Source organism: Bradyrhizobium sp. T-12, from assembly GCF_058314695.1.
Map to the genome: position 1 here is coordinate 6,372,130 of NZ_CM177756.1, position 15,853 is coordinate 6,387,982.

General features: G+C 65.6%; 14 protein-coding genes. 9 read left to right on the forward strand and 5 right to left on the reverse strand.

The genetic code is table 11. The features are described from left to right. Positions 1 to 11 precede the first annotated feature (11 nt). From AC0WRY_RS30395 to AC0WRY_RS30410, 4 genes are all read left to right on the forward strand, one after another. Entirely contained in the window at positions 12 to 1,031 is a 1,020-nt protein-coding gene (locus tag AC0WRY_RS30395; protein WP_211415905.1) for a flagellar motor protein MotA, read from the forward strand. 160 nt (positions 1,032 to 1,191) lie between these two features. Next, positions 1,192 to 2,220, forward strand: a complete 1,029-nt coding sequence (locus AC0WRY_RS30400; RefSeq protein WP_194408455.1) for a peptidoglycan -binding protein — start codon at positions 1,192 to 1,194, stop codon at positions 2,218 to 2,220. Further along, a complete protein-coding gene (locus AC0WRY_RS30405) occupies positions 2,220 to 2,666 on the forward strand; it encodes a GNAT family N-acetyltransferase (protein WP_491122210.1) in 447 nt (148 codons plus the stop codon). The genes AC0WRY_RS30400 and AC0WRY_RS30405 overlap by 1 nt, the downstream gene beginning before the upstream one ends. 108 nt (positions 2,667 to 2,774) lie before the next feature. Beyond that, positions 2,775 to 2,990 (forward strand): hypothetical protein, encoded by a 216-nt coding sequence (locus AC0WRY_RS30410; RefSeq protein WP_194404412.1) that lies wholly within the window; start codon positions 2,775 to 2,777, stop codon positions 2,988 to 2,990. A 168-nt stretch (positions 2,991 to 3,158) separates the two neighbouring features. Here AC0WRY_RS30410 and AC0WRY_RS30415 read toward each other — a convergent pair whose 3' ends face one another. Further along, complete coding sequence (locus tag AC0WRY_RS30415) at positions 3,159 to 5,009, reverse strand: ABC transporter ATP-binding protein/permease (RefSeq protein ID WP_491122211.1); 1,851 nt, start codon at positions 5,007 to 5,009, stop codon at positions 3,159 to 3,161. Positions 5,010 to 5,206: 197 nt separating this feature from the next. On the opposite strand from AC0WRY_RS30415, the gene rpmE reads away from it, so the two are divergent. Next, complete coding sequence (gene rpmE / locus AC0WRY_RS30420) at positions 5,207 to 5,434, forward strand: 50S ribosomal protein L31 (RefSeq protein WP_008137002.1); 228 nt, start codon at positions 5,207 to 5,209, stop codon at positions 5,432 to 5,434. A gap of 155 nt (positions 5,435 to 5,589) precedes the next feature. Here the strand turns inward: rpmE and rcdA are convergent, their stop codons facing one another. Both rcdA and AC0WRY_RS30430 read right to left on the reverse strand, forming a co-directional pair. Further along, a complete protein-coding gene (gene rcdA, locus AC0WRY_RS30425) occupies positions 5,590 to 6,099 on the reverse strand; it encodes a protease adaptor protein RcdA (protein ID WP_018318720.1) in 510 nt (169 codons plus the stop codon). A 509-nt stretch (positions 6,100 to 6,608) separates the two neighbouring features. Beyond that, positions 6,609 to 6,800, reverse strand: coding sequence for a DUF1192 domain-containing protein (locus tag AC0WRY_RS30430; RefSeq protein WP_194404414.1), 192 nt, complete (start codon positions 6,798 to 6,800; stop codon positions 6,609 to 6,611). A gap of 117 nt (positions 6,801 to 6,917) precedes the next feature. On the opposite strand from AC0WRY_RS30430, the gene AC0WRY_RS30435 reads away from it, so the two are divergent. After that, positions 6,918 to 7,916, forward strand: coding sequence for an NAD(P)H-quinone oxidoreductase (locus tag AC0WRY_RS30435; RefSeq protein WP_194404415.1), 999 nt, complete (start codon positions 6,918 to 6,920; stop codon positions 7,914 to 7,916). A gap of 139 nt (positions 7,917 to 8,055) precedes the next feature. Beyond that, on the forward strand, positions 8,056 to 10,932 hold the full coding sequence (locus AC0WRY_RS30440; protein ID WP_194404416.1) for an EAL domain-containing protein: 2,877 nt from the start codon (positions 8,056 to 8,058) through the stop codon (positions 10,930 to 10,932). Positions 10,933 to 11,071: 139 nt separating this feature from the next. On the opposite strand, the gene AC0WRY_RS30445 is transcribed toward AC0WRY_RS30440, so the two are convergent. After that, positions 11,072 to 11,335: a DUF7662 domain-containing protein gene (locus tag AC0WRY_RS30445; protein ID WP_194404417.1), complete on the reverse strand. Its 264-nt coding sequence runs from the start codon at positions 11,333 to 11,335 to the stop codon at positions 11,072 to 11,074. A gap of 154 nt (positions 11,336 to 11,489) precedes the next feature. Here AC0WRY_RS30445 and AC0WRY_RS30450 point away from each other — a divergent pair, with 154 nt between their 5' ends. Next, positions 11,490 to 12,986 (forward strand): sensor domain-containing diguanylate cyclase, encoded by a 1,497-nt coding sequence (locus tag AC0WRY_RS30450; protein WP_194404418.1) that lies wholly within the window; start codon positions 11,490 to 11,492, stop codon positions 12,984 to 12,986. A 208-nt stretch (positions 12,987 to 13,194) separates the two neighbouring features. Here AC0WRY_RS30450 and AC0WRY_RS30455 read toward each other — a convergent pair whose 3' ends face one another. Next, a complete protein-coding gene (locus AC0WRY_RS30455; RefSeq protein ID WP_194404419.1) occupies positions 13,195 to 14,073 on the reverse strand; it encodes a UTP--glucose-1-phosphate uridylyltransferase in 879 nt (292 codons plus the stop codon). Positions 14,074 to 14,304: 231 nt separating this feature from the next. Between AC0WRY_RS30455 and AC0WRY_RS30460 the strand changes: the two genes are divergently transcribed. Further along, positions 14,305 to 15,690: a lytic murein transglycosylase gene (locus AC0WRY_RS30460; RefSeq protein ID WP_491122212.1), complete on the forward strand. Its 1,386-nt coding sequence runs from the start codon at positions 14,305 to 14,307 to the stop codon at positions 15,688 to 15,690. The last annotated feature ends 163 nt before the right edge of the window (positions 15,691 to 15,853 follow it).

Here is a 15,853-nt window from a genome sequence, read left to right on the forward strand (position 1 = left end):
TGATACCGGCCATGCCGTCTGGCACTTCCCGCTCCACCATGGATATCGAGTACACAAAACTGTCCTCGCCCAGCGTCTTCCTGGTGCGGATGCTGGTCTTCCTGGTGCTGTGCACGCTGGTGGGCGTGGTGCTCTACAAGCAGATCATCCAGGCGTTCTTCGCCAATCCCGGGCTCAATGCCCTGATCGGCGGGGTGCTGTTCATCGGCATCATCCTGGCCTTCCGGCAGGTCATCCGCCTCTACCCTGAGGTCTCCTGGGTCAACAATTTCCGCATCGCCGATCCCGGCCTGGCGCCGGCCCGGCACCCGAAACTGCTGGCGCCGATGGCGGCCATCCTCGGCGGCGAGCGCTCCGGCCGGATGTCGATCACCCAGACCACCATGCGGCATTTGCTCGATTCGATCGCGACGCGCCTCGACGAAGCCCGCGACATCTCGCGCTACATGACCGGCCTTTTGGTCTTCCTCGGCCTGCTCGGCACCTTCTGGGGCCTGATCGAGACGGTCGGCTCGGTCGGCAAGGTGATCGACGGGCTCAAGGTCGGCGGCGATTCCGGCGCCCTGTTCGACACCCTGAAGGAGGGCCTCGCCGCCCCGCTCGGCGGCATGGGCATTTCGTTCTCGAGCTCCCTGTTCGGCCTCGCCGGCTCGCTGATCCTCGGCTTCCTCGATTTGCAGTCGAGCCAGGCGCAGAACCGCTTCTACACCGACCTCGAGGACTGGCTTGCCACCACCGTGCGGGAATATGGCAGCGGCGACGTCGCGGTCGCGTCCGGCGGCGGCGGCGGGGTCGCCAGCGGCGAGCTGCAGGCCGCGGTCGAACGCTTGCGCTCCGTGCTCGAGGAAGGCGGCACCAGCCGCGGCACCACGGCGGCAATGGCGAGCCTTGCCGAAGCCATCCAGGCCCTGGTCTCGCACATGCGGACCGAGCAGCAGATGATCCGCGAATGGGCCGACGGCCAGGGCGAGCAGAACCGCGAGATCCGACGCCTGCTGGAGCGCCTCGCCCGGCAGCCGGAGAAGAGCTGAAGATCAAACGGAGGTCTCGTGCCTCGGACGCGATGCAGCACGAAGTGATGCGTCGCCGAGCCGGGGCCCAGTACCTTCTGAATGACAGATGGGTCCCGGCTCTGCGCAGCAGCGTTGCAGGCTGCAGCGCGTCCGGGACACGAGAGTGGAGATCGACGATATGGCACTGGCCCGCGGCCGCCGCAGCGACAGCTCCTTCAATTACTGGCCCGGCTTCGTCGACGCACTGTCGACGCTGGTGCTGTCGATCGTGTTCCTGCTGTCGGTGTTCCTGGTGGTGCAGTTCTTCCTGTCCCAGGAGGTTACCGGCAAGGACAAGGCGCTGGAGCAGCTCAACGCCAAGATCGCGCAACTCAACGAGCTGTTGTCGCTGGAGAAGCTCGGCAAGCTCACGCTCGACGACCAGGTCTCGCAACTGAAGGCAGGCCTTGCCTCGGCCGAGGGCGAGCGCGACCGCATCAAGGGCCTCTATGACGGTCTCGCCGCCGCCGGCAACGACGCGCAAGGCAAGACCTCCGAGCTCGGCAAGGCGCTGGATTCGGAGAAGGCGGTCTCGGCGCGGGCGCTGGCGCAGATCGAGGTGCTGAACCAGCAGATCAGCGCTTTGCGCCGGCAGCTGGCCGCGCTGGAGGAGGCACTCGACGCCAGCGAGAAGCGCGACAAGGAATCGCAGAACCGCATTGCCGATCTCGGCTCCCGGTTGAACGTGGCGCTGGCGCAGCGCGTGCAGGAATTGTCGCGCTACCGCTCCGAGTTCTTCGGCCGCCTGCGCGCCATCCTCGGCAACCGGCCCGACATCCGCATCGTCGGCGACCGCTTCGTGTTCCAGTCCGAAGTGTTCTTCGACACCGGACAGGCGATGCTGCTGCCCGAGGGCCGCGCCGAGCTCGACACGCTCGCGACCGCGCTGATCGAGCTCGACAAGAAGATCCCGAACGAGATTCCCTGGGTGCTGCGCGTCGACGGCCACACCGACATACGCCCGGTCAACGGCCCGAACTTCAAATCGAACTGGGACCTGTCCGCGGCACGCTCGATCTCGGTGGTGCAATATCTGGTCTCGCTCGGCGTGCCCGCGCAGCGCCTCGTCGCGGCCGGCTTCGGCGAATTCCAGCCGCTCGATCCCGGCAATACCGAGGAAGCCTACAAGCGCAACCGCCGCATCGAGCTGAAGCTGACGGAGCGGTAGTGAGCGCGATCCACCTCCGCCCCTATCGGCCCGAGGACGAAGCCGCCTCGATCGACCTCTGGCATCGCAGCTGGCAGCAGGCCTATCCGCAGATCGACTTCGCGGCGCGGCTGGAATGGTGGCGCGAGCGCTGGCGCAAGGATCTGGTGCCGAAGGCGCAGGTCGTGGTGGCCGAACAGGACGGCGCGCTGACCGGCTTCGTCACCATCGACGGCGAGGGCTATCTCGATCAGCTCGTGGTCGATCCTGATCACTGGGGCTCGGATGCCGCGCGGCTGCTCGTCGATGAAGCCAAGCGCCTGTCGCCCTCAGGCGTGACGCTGCTCGTCAACAAGGACAATTCCCGCGCCATCCGCTTCTACGAGCGCAACGGCTTTGCCCATGCCGGCGACGATGTGAACCCGACCTCGGGCCGGCCGGTGCTGAAGATGGCGTGGAAGGCGTGATCCCGACGTAAGTAATTCCGGCGGGCGTGAGGCCCGTCACGCAGGGATCCAGGAACGTCTGCTAGTCGTTGATGCAGAGCAGCGATGACAAGCGGATGGAGACGAGCGATGAAGCTGCGCGATTGGGCTCAAGGTTCCTCGGTCTTTCTGGCCGTCATCGTCGCCGGATATGTGTCGACGAGCTATGTCGACCAGCGCTTTGCATCGATCGGGACGCATGCTCCGGCGAACGGCCCTGCCCCGACGGCCTGCGTCGGCGAGGACGGCAGCTGGAAGAACTGGCCGTGGCCGAACGTGCCGACGCTCTCGCCGAAGTGCCGGTAAGTCGACTGAGGGGCGCCAGCCCTTGCGCCAAGCTCCGCTGTCATCACCCGCGAAGGCGGGTGATCCAGTACTCCGAGACAGTGAGGTTAGAACCGAGGCGCCGCGGCGTACTGGATTCCCCGCCTGCGCGGGGAATGACACTGTGGTTGTGGTGACGATCGAAGCCCCTTACGCCCCCTCGAACTGCAGCCGCGCCAGCCGCGCGTAAAGTCCGTTCGCGGCGACGAGCTCGGCATGGGTGCCCTGCTCGACGATCCGGCCCTGGTCCATCACCAGGATGCGGTCGCAGGACAGCACGGTGGCGAGGCGGTGCGCGATGACCAGCGTGGTGCGGTGGCGCATCAGCTCTTCCAGCGCGGTCTGCACCAGCGTCTCGCTCTCCGCATCGAGCGCGGACGTCGCTTCATCGAGCAGCAGCAGCGGCGCATCGCGCAGGATGGCGCGCGCGATCGCGATGCGCTGGCGCTGGCCGCCTGACAGCGTCACGCCGCGCTCGCCGAGCGGCGTCTCGAAACCTTCGGGCAGGCGGCGGATGAACTCGGCGGCATGGGCGAGCTCGGCGGCGCGCTCGACCTCGGCATCGGTCGCATCGGGCCGGCCGAAGCGGATATTTTCGCGGGCACTCGCAGCGAACACGTTGGATTCCTGCGGCACCAGCGCGATGCGCGAGCGGAAATCCCTGGGATCGGCGGACTTGACCGGCACGCCGTCGAGCGAGATCGCGCCGCTGCGCGGATCGTAGAAGCGCAGCAGGAGGTGGAAGATCGTGCTCTTGCCGGCACCGGACGGACCTACGATCGCGACCTTCTCGCCGGGCCTCACGGTGAACGACACGGCATCGAGCACATTGACGTCGCGCCGCACCGGATAGGCGAAGCTGACCTGATCGAAGCCGACCTCGCCGCGTGCCGGCACAGGCAGCGTGCGCGGAGCCGCAGGGGCCTTGATCTCGGGCTTCACATGCAGGATCTCGAACAGGCGCTCGGCCGCGCCGGATGCCGACGAGACCTCGCCCCAGACCTCGCTGAGCTGGCCGAGGCCCGCTGCCGCGAACACCGCATACAGCACGAACTGACCGAGCCGGCCCGGCGAAATCGCGCCTGTGAGGACGTCATGCGAGCCGATCCAGAGGATCGCGACCACGCTTGCGAACACGATGAAGATGATGATGGCCGTGAGCACGGCGCGCGCCTGGGTCGAGGTTCGCGCGGCCTCATAGGCCTGCTCGACCTCGCCGCCGAAACGCTTCTCGGCGAACCCTTCGCTGGTATAGGCCTGCACGGTGCGGATCGCGCCGACCAGCTCGCCCGCATAGGCCGAGGCCTCGGCGAGCGTGTCCTGCGCGTTGCGCGACAGCCGGCGCACCCAGCGCCCGAAGGCGACCAGCGGCAGCACGATCAAGGGAATGGCCAGCAGCACGAAGCCCGACAGCTTCGGGCTCGTGATCACCATCATCGCGGTAGCGCCGAGGAACATCATCAGATTTCGCAGCGCGATCGAGACGGAGGCGCCGACGGCCGATTTGAGCTGGGTGGTGTCGGCGGTGAGCCGCGAGATCAATTCGCCGCTGCGCGCGGAATCGAAGAAGGCGGGAGACAGCGAGAGCAGATGCGCGAAGACGTCGCGCCTGAGGTCGGCGACGATGCGCTCGCCGATCGTCATCACCAAGTAGTAGCGCGCGGCGCTGGCGAGTGCGAGCACGCCGACCACCGCGAGCATCACCGAGAAGTAGCTGTTGATCAGCTCGATGCCTTCAGGGGTCAGGCCGAAATCGATCATCCGGCGCACCGCGATCGGCACCAGCAGCGTGGTCAGGGCCGCGACCGTGAGCGCGACGAAGGCCAGCGCCGCCCGGCCGCGATAGCGGCTGACATAGGGCGCCAGCGCGAGCAGCGGCCGCAGCTTGGCACGGCCCTTGGCCGGCTCTTCGATCAGCTCGGCTTCGATCGAGGTTGTGTCCGCGGCGTTCATTCCGGGCTGATCGACATATTGGCCATCAAGCCGTTCCACTGCGCTCATGAGATCCGACCCATTGCATTCGTTTGCTCCCAATAGGCCGGTGCAACAGTAGTGGCAAATCCGGGATGTCCCTTAGGGGCAAACCCGGTTCACCGCGCAAGCCCGGCTTGTTTTACGGGGTTTCGTGGGGTATAGAGCCGGCCAAATCCGTCATTCGCGAGCCACCAGAACAGGCGCCGGGCGCCGAGGAATTTGCCATGAAAGCCGAAATTCATCCGAATTATCATACGATTAAGGTCGTGATGACCGACGGTACCGAGTACCTGACCCGCTCGACCTGGGGCAAGGAAGGCGACACGCTGAACCTCGACATCGACCCGAAGTCGCACCCGGCCTGGACCGGCGGCAACGCCCAGATGCTGGACCGCGGCGGCCGCGTCTCGCGCTTCCAGAAGAAGTTTTCGGGCTTCCTCAAAAAGGATTGATCCGGCCCGCAAGGCTGGAGACGGAAAACGCCCCCGGAGAGCCGGGGGCGTTTTTGTGTTTTTGGGACTGTCGTTCCGGGGCGATGCGTAGCATCGAATCCGTAACCTCGATTCCGGGTTCGGCTCTACGAGCCCCCCGGAATGACAACGCGGCGTTACCTTTCGAACGCGGCCTTCAGCGCGTTGAGGTGCGGCACCAGCGGATTGCCGATCGCAATGTGCTCGGCCGGCGGGGTGTGGATGGTGGTGTCGAGGCGGCGCACGCGGGTCTGCAGGCTCATCGAGCGATGGATCAGGTCCTGGAGCTGCGAGGGCAGCTTCTCGATGGTGTCGGTGGGGCCGGGATCGGCGGCGCTGAGCTTGACCTTGGTCTTCTCGCGATTGGCCTGGCTCAGCGTCATCTCGCCTTCCTTCACCGCGCGGTGCAGCAGCAGCCAGGAGGCGAGCTGCATCAGGCGGGTGGTGAGGCGCATGCTCTCGGTTGCGTAGGTCAGGCTGACGGCACGGTCGAGCGCCTTGGCCTCGGTGCGGCCGGCACCGTCGAGATAGGCGGCGGTCTCTTCGACGAGATCCATGCCCTCGCGGAACAGGACGCCGAACGCCGCAGAATTGGTGAACCGCTCGCTGAGTTGAACGAGAGCGCCGTCGGCCTGCAAACGTTCCATGGTTAACGCCTCTTACGCAACTGTTTGACTGTCCGGCTTTGGCGCCGGCTTATGATGAACAAATCATTGCGCGGGCGGGACGCCGAGTCCAGTGACAAGCGCGGATATGGTTTCCGCGGGTCATTCCCAGGAATTCAACCGCAACGGGATGCAAAAAGCAAAAAAGAGCCGCCGGAGACCGGCGGCTTTTGAAGTTGATAACAGGGAGGCGTCAAACAGAGTGGACAGGAGCCACTCGGTGTCCAAACGAGGACAGTTCCAGTCATAAAGTGAAAAGCTTAATCCGGAGTAAACGAGCGAATTTTTTGAGAGTTCGTTAGCCATGTCGGCCAGTGGCCGAGCAGGTCTCGTGCCCCGGACGCGGTGCGGCACGAAGCGCTGCACTGCTGAGCCGGGCCCAGTTCTTTGGCAGATGCATGGGGTGAGGCGTGGATCCCGGCTCTGCGGAGCGGCGCGCTGGCCGATGCTTCGCATCGCCAGGGCCGCACCGCGTGCGGGACACGAGATCGCTACTTCTTGAAGAAATGATCCGCCGCATCGCGCGAGGCGCGCTTCTTGGTGGCGGCTTCTTCCAGCCTGACGATCTCGGTCTTGAGCAGCGTGACGCGCTCGGTCAGTTCCTCCACCGACAAGAGTGAGAGATCCTGTCCGATTTCGTGCGTGATCTTCTTGCGCGGGCGGTCGTCGTCTTCCATCGCCATCGCCGTTCCTCCTCTCGTCCGCGGACCGGACCCCACGTCTGAGGCGGTTGCCAGCCCGGACCGCTCTGGCTAAGCAAAGGCCTCGTTTCCTCCCGCACCTTTGCTCAAGGACACATCATGGACAAGCTGCCCGCGCAAATGACCGTGGTCGCCATCTCCAAGCCCGGCGGACCGGAGGTGCTGATTCCTGAGCAGCGCAGCGTTCCGCAGCCCGGACCGGACGAGATTTTGGTCAGGGTGCAGGCCGCCGGCGTGAACCGGCCCGACGTCGCGCAGCGCTCCGGCGCCTATCCGCCGCCGCCCGGCGCCAGCGACCTGCCCGGCCTGGAGATCGCCGGTGAAGTGGTCGCGGTCGGCAGCAACGCCAAGCGGCACAAGATCGGCGACAAGGTGATGTCGCTGGTCGCCGGCGGCGGCTATGCGCAGTACTGCATCGCCCAGGACGCCCAGGCGATGAGCGTGCCGCCGGCGCTGTCGATCAAGGAAGCCGGCGCGCTGCCGGAAACCCTGATGACCGTCTGGCACAATGTGTTCGAGCGCGGCGGCCTGAAAGCCGGCGAGACGCTGCTGATCCACGGCGGCTCCTCCGGCATCGGCACCATGGCGATCCAGCTCGCGAAGGCCTTCGGCGCGAAAGTGTTCGTCACCGTGGGATCGCAGGACAAGATCGACGCCTGCCTCAAGTTGGGCGCCGACCGCGCCATCAATTACAAGACGGAAGACTTCGTCGCCGTGGTCAAGGAAGCGACCAACAAGGAAGGCGTCAATCTGATCCTCGACATGGTCGCCGGCGAGTATGTCGATCGCAATTATGATGCCGCCGCGGTGGACGGCCGCATCGTGCAGATCGCAACTCTCAACGGGCCCAAGGTCAGCGTCAACATCGCCAAGGTGATGGTCAAGCGCCTCACCCATACTGGCTCGACCCTGCGCCCCCGTACTAATGCGGACAAGGCGGCGATGGTGGCCGCAATCGAAGCGAAAGTGATGCCGCTTTTGCGCGAAGGCCGCGTCAAACCGCTGATGGACAGCACTTTCCCGCTGGAAAAGGCAGCCGATGCGCATCGGCGCATGGAGACGAGCGCACATATTGGCAAAATTGTGTTGGAGGTCTAGGCCGCCGGCCCACAGGGCGAGGCGGAAACCCTTTGATTTTCCTCGCTTTCGTGGCATCTATCGCGACGCACCGAACCACTTTCGTTCGGTCTGAAATCGTCTTCACCGAAGAGTTTGCGTCGAACGCGGAGAACTGACCTTGCGTCTGATCAGGTGCCTCGCGCCCATCGCGCTGGGCCTCATGATGCTCGTTGCCGCGTCCCCTGCACGCGCGCTCGACGCCGTCAGCGTTCGCAGTGACGCGCCCGCGATCGACCTCACCGGCGTGCTCGAGCATCAGCGCAGCGATGCCGATCGCATCCAGGTCTCCACCGCGCCCGGCACCGACGGCATCGTCCGCCGCATCGAGGTGCGCGCCCGCGAGGGCGGCCAGAACTGGGTGGTGTTCGCGCTCGCCAACAACACCGACGACCAGCTCGACCGCCTGATCGTCGCCCCGCATTACCGCATCGTTTCCTCAGGGCTGTTGTGGCCCGACCTCGGCCTGTCGCGCATCGCCACCATCACGCCCTCGACCGGCGACCGGCCGGAGCGGCAGGAAAGCCCGACCGCCGACGTCTTCCGAGTCACGCTCGACCCCGGCGCCGTCATCACCTTCGTGGCGGAGCTGCGCACCGACAAGCTGCCGCAGCTCTATCTGTGGGAGCCGGAAGCCTACAAGGACAAGGTCAACTCGTTCACGCTGTACCAGGGCATCGTGATCGGCATCTCCGGCTTGCTCGCGTTGGTGCTGACCATTCTGTTCGTGGTGAAGGGCAGCATCATGTTCCCGGCCGCCGCGGCACTGGCCTGGGCGGTGCTGGTCTATATCGGCGTCGACTTCGGCTTCTGGGGCAAGGTGCTCGACATGTCGAACAACGCCGAGCGCATCTGGCGCGCGGCGGGCGAAGCGATATTGGCGGCGACGCTCTTGGTGTTCCTGTTCGCCTATCTCAATCTCAGCCGCTGGCACGTGCGCTATTCGCACATCACGGTGGGCTGGCTCGCCTTCCTGGGATCGCTGGTCGCGCTTGCGCTGTTCGATCCGGCCGTCGCCTCCGGCATCGCGCGCATCTCGCTGGTGCTGATCGCCTTCGCGGGCTTCGCGCTGATCGTCTATCTCTCCACCCACGGCTTCGACCGCGCCGTGCTGCTGATCCCGACCTGGTTCCTCCTCGTGGTCTGGGTGGTCGCGGCCGGCATGACGGTCGCCGGCTCCGTCACCAACGACATCGTCGGCCCCGCCCTGCTCGGCGGCCTCGTGCTGATCGTGATGCTGATCGGCTTCACGGTGATGCAGCACGCCTTTGCCGGCGGCGGCGCCTCCACCGGCGTCGTCTCCGACATCGAGCGGCGCGCCCTGGCGCTGGCCGGCTCCGGCGACCTGATCTGGGACTGGGACGTCTCCGCCGACAAGGTTTTCACCAGCCCCGAAACGGAAGCCCTGCTCGGCCTCAAGCGCGGCACGCTGGAGGGGCCTGCGGCCTCCTGGCTCGAGGTACTGCATCCGCTGGATCAGGACCGTTTCCGCGCCGCGCTCGACAGCGTGCTCGACCAGCGCCGCGGCCGCCTGGTGCAGGACTTCCGGCTGCGTACCCCCGATGGCCACTTCATGTGGTTCGCGCTGAAGGCGCGGCCGGTGGTCGGCTCGGACGGCGAGGTCTCGCGCGTCGTCGGCACGCTCACCGACGTCACCGAGCTGCGCAACGCCGAGGAGCGCCTGCTGCACGATTCCGTGCACGACAACCTCACCGGCCTGCCCAACCGCAAGCTGTTCATGGACCGGCTCGGCGCGGTCGCGCATTTCGCCAAGACCATGCCGACGCTGCGGCCGACGCTGATGGTGATCGACCTCGACCGCTTCAAGCAGGTCAACGATTCCGTCGGGATCGCGGTCGGCGATTCCATCCTGCTGACGCTGGCCCGCCGCCTCACCCGCATCCTGAAGCCGCAGGACACGCTGGCCCGCATGGCCGGCGACCAGTTCGGCCTGATCCTGCTGTCGGAGCAGGACCCGGCCCGCATCACCGCCTTCGCAGAGACCATCCGCAAGACCATCCGCGCGCCGATCGCCTTCAACGACCGCGAGATCTTCCTGACCGCGTCGATCGGCCTCGCGCTCTCCGATCCGCAAACGCAGCTCACGGACGAGATCATCAAGGACGCCGAGCTTGCGATGTATCATTCCAAGCGCATCGGCGGCGACCGCATCGATGTCTACAAGCCGGCGATGCGGGCGCGGAAGACCGATCGCCTGACGCTGGAGAGCGAGCTGCGCCGTGCCATCGAGCGCCAGGAGCTGACGATCCTGTATCAGCCGATCGTGCGGCTGGAGGATCGCTCCGTCGCCGGCTTCGAAGCGCTGGTGCGCTGGGATCACCCCAAGCTCGGACGCATGGCGCCGTCGGAGTTCATCACCATCGCGGAAGAGACCGGCCTGATCGTCGACCTCGGCATGTTCGTGCTCGACCAGACCGCAAAGCAGCTTTCGGTGTGGCAGCGCGCGATGCGCTCGCGCGAGCCGATCTTCGCCAGCGTCAACGTCTCGTCGCGGCAATTGCTACGCCACGACCTGATCCACGACATCCGCACCGTGCTGTCGCGCTCCTCGGTGGCGCGCGGCACGCTGAAGCTGGAATTGACGGAATCGCTGGTGATGGAGAACCCGGAGCACGCGGCGCAGATGCTGACGCGGATCCGCGAGCTCGGCACCGGACTGTCGCTCGACGATTTCGGTACCGGCCATTCCTCGCTGGCCTATCTGCAGCGCTTCCCGTTCGACACCATCAAGATCGACCAGTCCTTCGTGCGCACCACCAACCGCGGCACGCGGCCGGTGATCCTGAAGTCGATCATCGCGCTCGCGCACGATCTCGGCATGGACGTCGTCGCCGAGGGCGCCGAGACGGATTCGGACGCGGTCGAGCTCTACCAGATGGGCTGCGAATACGCCCAAGGCTTCGCCTTCGGCGAACCGATGGATGCCGATGCGGCGATGCGGCTGCTGACGGAAGTGCGGCTGGAAGCGGCGAGCTGATCTTCTTCTTTCTCCCGGGTTGTCTCCGCGAGTTCAACCGCAAGAGATTGGCTCGCGGAGAGAACCTCTCACCCGTCTCGCCGCTACGCGGCGAGCCACCCTCTCCCACAAGGGGAGAGGGGAAGAGTGTGCCACTGCGCTACCACCGCCTCTGCGGCTTGCGCTTTGTGAACCGCACGCTCGTACCATCGGGCATGCGCGTCGCGACGAAGCCCGCGGCGAGGCAAGCTTCGCGCTGCGGCATCTGGATGTCGGGGCTGCGCAGGCTGTCCCACCACGAGGCACGATTGGCCGCGCGCGGCAGGGCCGCGCCGATGATCTCTTCGATCTGCTCGAAGCTCAGCACCAGCTCATCCTGCTTCTGCCGCATCAGATAGTCGCGCAAAGCGTCGTAGTCGTTCACATCAGTCCTCTTGTCCGAAACCGGGTCTGCCCACACCGGGCCTGCCCAAAACCGTGGCCTGCGTATACCGATTCTTAACTCACTACGGCAGCTCCGTCCTGCCTTAAACACTGCTCAAGCTTTCGGGCGCATCCACTAATATCGGGAGCGAGCGATGTTATCTGGATGGCGCGACGTCATGGCCCGCCGGCCGTGGCGGATTTCGGCGAAGCTGCTGATCATCTCGTCCGTGGTGACGGTGATCGGCTTTTCCGCCATTTGCGTCAACGTGATGCTCGACATGCGCCGCGGCGAGGAGGCGCTCGCCCGTCAGACGCTGGAGAACCTCGCGACGACCATCCAGTCCGACGTCAGCCGCAACGTCGAGATCTACGACCTCTCGCTGAAGGCGGTCGCCAGCAACATGCTGCTGCCCGAGCTGGCGACGGTGTCGAAGCCGGTCCGTCACCTGATCCTGTTCGATCACGCGACGACGGCGAGGCATTTCGGCGCCATCCAGGTGTTCGACCCCGAGGGCAGGCTGGCCATCGACGCCTCCACGCTCGATCCCCTCCCGGAGAACCGGAGCGAGGAAGACTATTTCAGGGTCCATCGCGACAATCCCGAGGCCGGGCTCTTCATCAGCCGCCCGATGCTGTTCCGCGGCGCTTACTCGATCGTGCTGAGCCGGCGCATCAGCGACACCGACGGTGGATTCCTCGGCGTCGTCGCCGGCTCGATCCGCTTCAGCTATTTCCACGAATTGTTCGAGCGGCTGAACCTCGACCCCGAAGACACCATCACCGTCCTCAAGCGCGACCGCACCATCATGATGCGGCGGCCGTTCGATCTCGACATCATCGGCACGAACCTGAACGACCGCCGGGCCTGGAAGGCGGACAACCTCCCGGTCGGCGCCGCCTATTCCGGACAGGGCCCGGTCGATCCGACGCCGCGGCTCTATGTCCGCAGCGCCGACAGCGGACCGCTGTTCGTGGTGGCGGGCAAGCCTCTGGCCGCGGTTTTCGCGCTCTGGCAGAAAGAGGCGTTTCGCATCGGCGCCGTGGTGCTGGTGCTCGCGCTGTTCGTGCTGGGATCGACCCTGGTGCTGGCGCGGGAGATCGGCCGGCGCGCCGAGGCCGAGCGCAAGCTCGAGGAGATGGCGACGACGGACGCGCTCACCGGCCTGAAGAACCGCCGCAAGTTCGATTCCGTCATCGACGTCGAATGGCGGCGCGCCATGCGCCAGAAGGCGCCGGTCGCGCTGCTCATGATCGATGCCGATCACTTCAAGGCTTACAACGACACGTTCGGCCATCAGGCCGGCGACCAGGTGCTGGTCGGCATCGCCATCTGCATTTCCGATTCGGTGAGCCGGGCCGGCGACTGTGCCGCGCGCTATGGCGGCGAGGAATTCGCCGTGCTGCTGCCGAACATCTCGGCCGCCGACGCCTTCAAGGTCGCCGAGGCGATCCGCACCAAGGTGCAGGGCTGGTCCGATGAGCAGGTGATCTTGACGGTGTCCTGCGGGGTCGCCAGCCTCATTCCCACCGCCGGCATGGACTGGTCGGTCCTGGTCGCCGCCGCCGACAAGGCGCTCTATGCGGCGAAAGCGGGCGGGCGCAATCAGTCGGTGGTGGCGAGCCTGCCGAAGCTGTCGCTGGTGGCGTGAAGCGCTACGCCGCCGTTATTGAACGCGACGCAATCCGCCACACCACCGGTGTCGTCCCTGCCTAGTGCGCAATTGCGCACGGGGCGCAGGGACCCATAACCACAGGGAAGAGTTTGGCGAAGACACGCCGTTCGGTAATGCTACCGAACGCAATCGACAGATCACGCGGTATGGGTCCCTACGTTCGCAGGGACGACGGCGTGGGTGGCTATGACTGCCCCAGATACTTCTTCATCTCCGCGATCAAGCCGTCGCGCAACTCCGGCCGCTTCAGGCCGTAGGCGATGTTGGCGCGCAGGAAGCCGGGCTTGGAGCCGCAATCGTGGCGCTCGCCCTCGAACTCGACACCGTAGAATTTCTGCGATTTGGCGAGGCCGATCATGGCGTCGGTGAGCTGGATCTCGCCGCCGGCGCCGCGCTCCTGCGTCTCCAGGATCTTGAAGATCTCGGGCTGCAGGATGTAGCGGCCGGTGATCGAGAGGTTGGAGGGCGCGGTGCCCTTGGCCGGCTTCTCGACCATGCCGTCGACCTCGAACATCTTGCCGCTGCGCTTGCCGACGCCGCAGATGCCATATTGATGGGTGAGATGGTCGGGCACCGCCTCGACCGCGACCAGATTGGATTTCTCGCCGAGCGAGGATGCCATCTCGATCATCTGCTTGAGGCAGCCCGGCGTGTTGAGCACGAGTTCGTCGGGCAGCACTACGGCGAACGGCTCGTTGCCGACGATGTCGCGCGCGCACCAGACCGCGTGACCGAGGCCGAGCGGCGCCTGCTGGCGGGTGAAGCTGACGGCGCCCGCTTCGGGTTGGTTCTGCGCCAGGATGTCCTGCTCGGCCTTCTTGCCGCGCGCCGCAAGCGTCGCGTCGAGCTCGAACATCCGGTCGAAATGATCTTCGATGACGTTCTTGTTGCGGCCGGTGACGAAGACGAAGTGCTCGATGCCGGCCTCCCTCGCCTCGTCATAGACGTACTGGATCAGCGGCTTGTCGACGATGGTCAGCATTTCCTTCGGCATCGCCTTGGTGGCGGGCAGGACACGGGTGCCGAGGCCGGCGACGGGGAATACGGCTTTGCGAATTTTCATGGGATTGTTCGAATACCTGGGGGCAGATGGAACGAAGCTGGAAGCGGAGCCAAGAATGGAGCAACGGCATCTTGCTAGCCTGTTTGCAGCCGCCAACAAAGGCGGATGTGGGGCCTCATCCGCGCAGAGTTAAGAAAAAGGCCGCCACCAAAATTTCACCTTTGTTAAGCTATTGGCAACCGTAACCAGGCCTCCTGATGGCGGATTTTTGAACAGCCCGACGGGTGGGACATGATGCGATCGGTGGCAGGGCAAGCAAGACGGGCGGTATCCGCAACGGGCGCAATGATGATTGCGGCCGTTCTGCTGCTGCCTGCCGGCGCGCATGCCCAGGCGCAGAACGGCCTGTCCAACCTGTTCGGCGGCATCTTCTCCGGCCCCAATCCTGCGCCGTCGCAAGCCCCGACGAGCTCCGGCGGCCCCCAGCCCTGGAGCGGCGAGGACGGCGCCTCCGGCCATCCCTTGATGACGGCTGCGGCGATCCGCGAGGCCGCCGGCAATTTCAATAATTGCGTCGCCGGGATGTGGCCCGATGCCGCACGACGCGGCGTCACGCAGGAAAACTTCCAGCGCTTCACGGCGGGCCTCAGCCCCGATCTGCGCATCATGGATCTCATGGATTCGCAGCCGGAGTTCACCAAATCGATCTGGGACTATCTCGACATCCTCGTGAACGACAACCGTCTCGCCAAGGGCCGCGAGGTGCTCGCCAAATACAAGGCGCAGTTCGACGCTACCGAGAAGGCCACCGGCGTCGACCGCTACATCATCGCCTCGATCTGGGGCATCGAGTCCAATTACTCGACACAGATGGGCGACCGCAGCGTGCTGCAATCGACCGCGACGCTCGCCTGCATCGGCCGCCGCCAGGCCTATTTCAAGGACGAGTTTCTCTCGGCGCTCGAGATCGTCAACCGCGGCGATCTCAGGCCGGAGCAGATGCGCGGCTCCTGGGCCGGCGCCTTCGGCCCGACCCAGTTCATGCCGACCGCGTTCAAGCGCTTTGCCGTCGATGGCGATGGTGACGGCCGCCGCGACGTCGTCGACAATCCCACCGATCTGATCGCCTCGACCGCCAACAATCTGAAGAAGGACGGCTGGCAGGCCGGCCAGACCTGGGGCTTCGAGGTGGTGGTGCCCCAGGGCTTCAACTACATGCTGGCCGACCGCACCAAGGCGATGCCGATCGCGCAATGGGAGAAGCTCGGGCTGAAGCGGGCGACCGGCCAGCCCTTCCCGCATCCGGCGGAGAAGGCCTATCTGCTGGCCCCGGCGGGCGCGCAGGGACCGGGCTTCCTGATGCTGCAGAACTACCGCGTCATCATGAAATACAACCCGGCCGAGGCCTATGCGCTGGCGATCGGCCATTTCGCCGACCGCCTGCGCGGCGGGCAGCCCTTCGTGCAGCCCTGGCCGCGCCAGGAGCGCGAGCTGTCGCGCACCGAGCGGCTGGAACTGCAGCAGCTGCTGGCCCAGCGCGGCTTCTACAAGGGCACCCCGGACGGCCAGTTCGGCGGCCAGACCCGGGAAGCCCTGCGTAACTTCCAGGCCTCGATCGGGGTGCCCGCCGACGGATTTGCCTCCTCCGACGTGCTGGACCGGCTGCGCGGGCGGTAAAATCGCCCCGAAAGTAACCCTGAACAGGGATTTCGCCCGCCGACCTTGACGGAGGCGGCTGTTCCCCGGTGTATGGGACAAGAATCTGCGATGGAATTTGCCCGTTTGGCGCCCGATTCCGTTACTATATTGAGCCAATCCCGATCCCCGTTGCGCGTGCCCG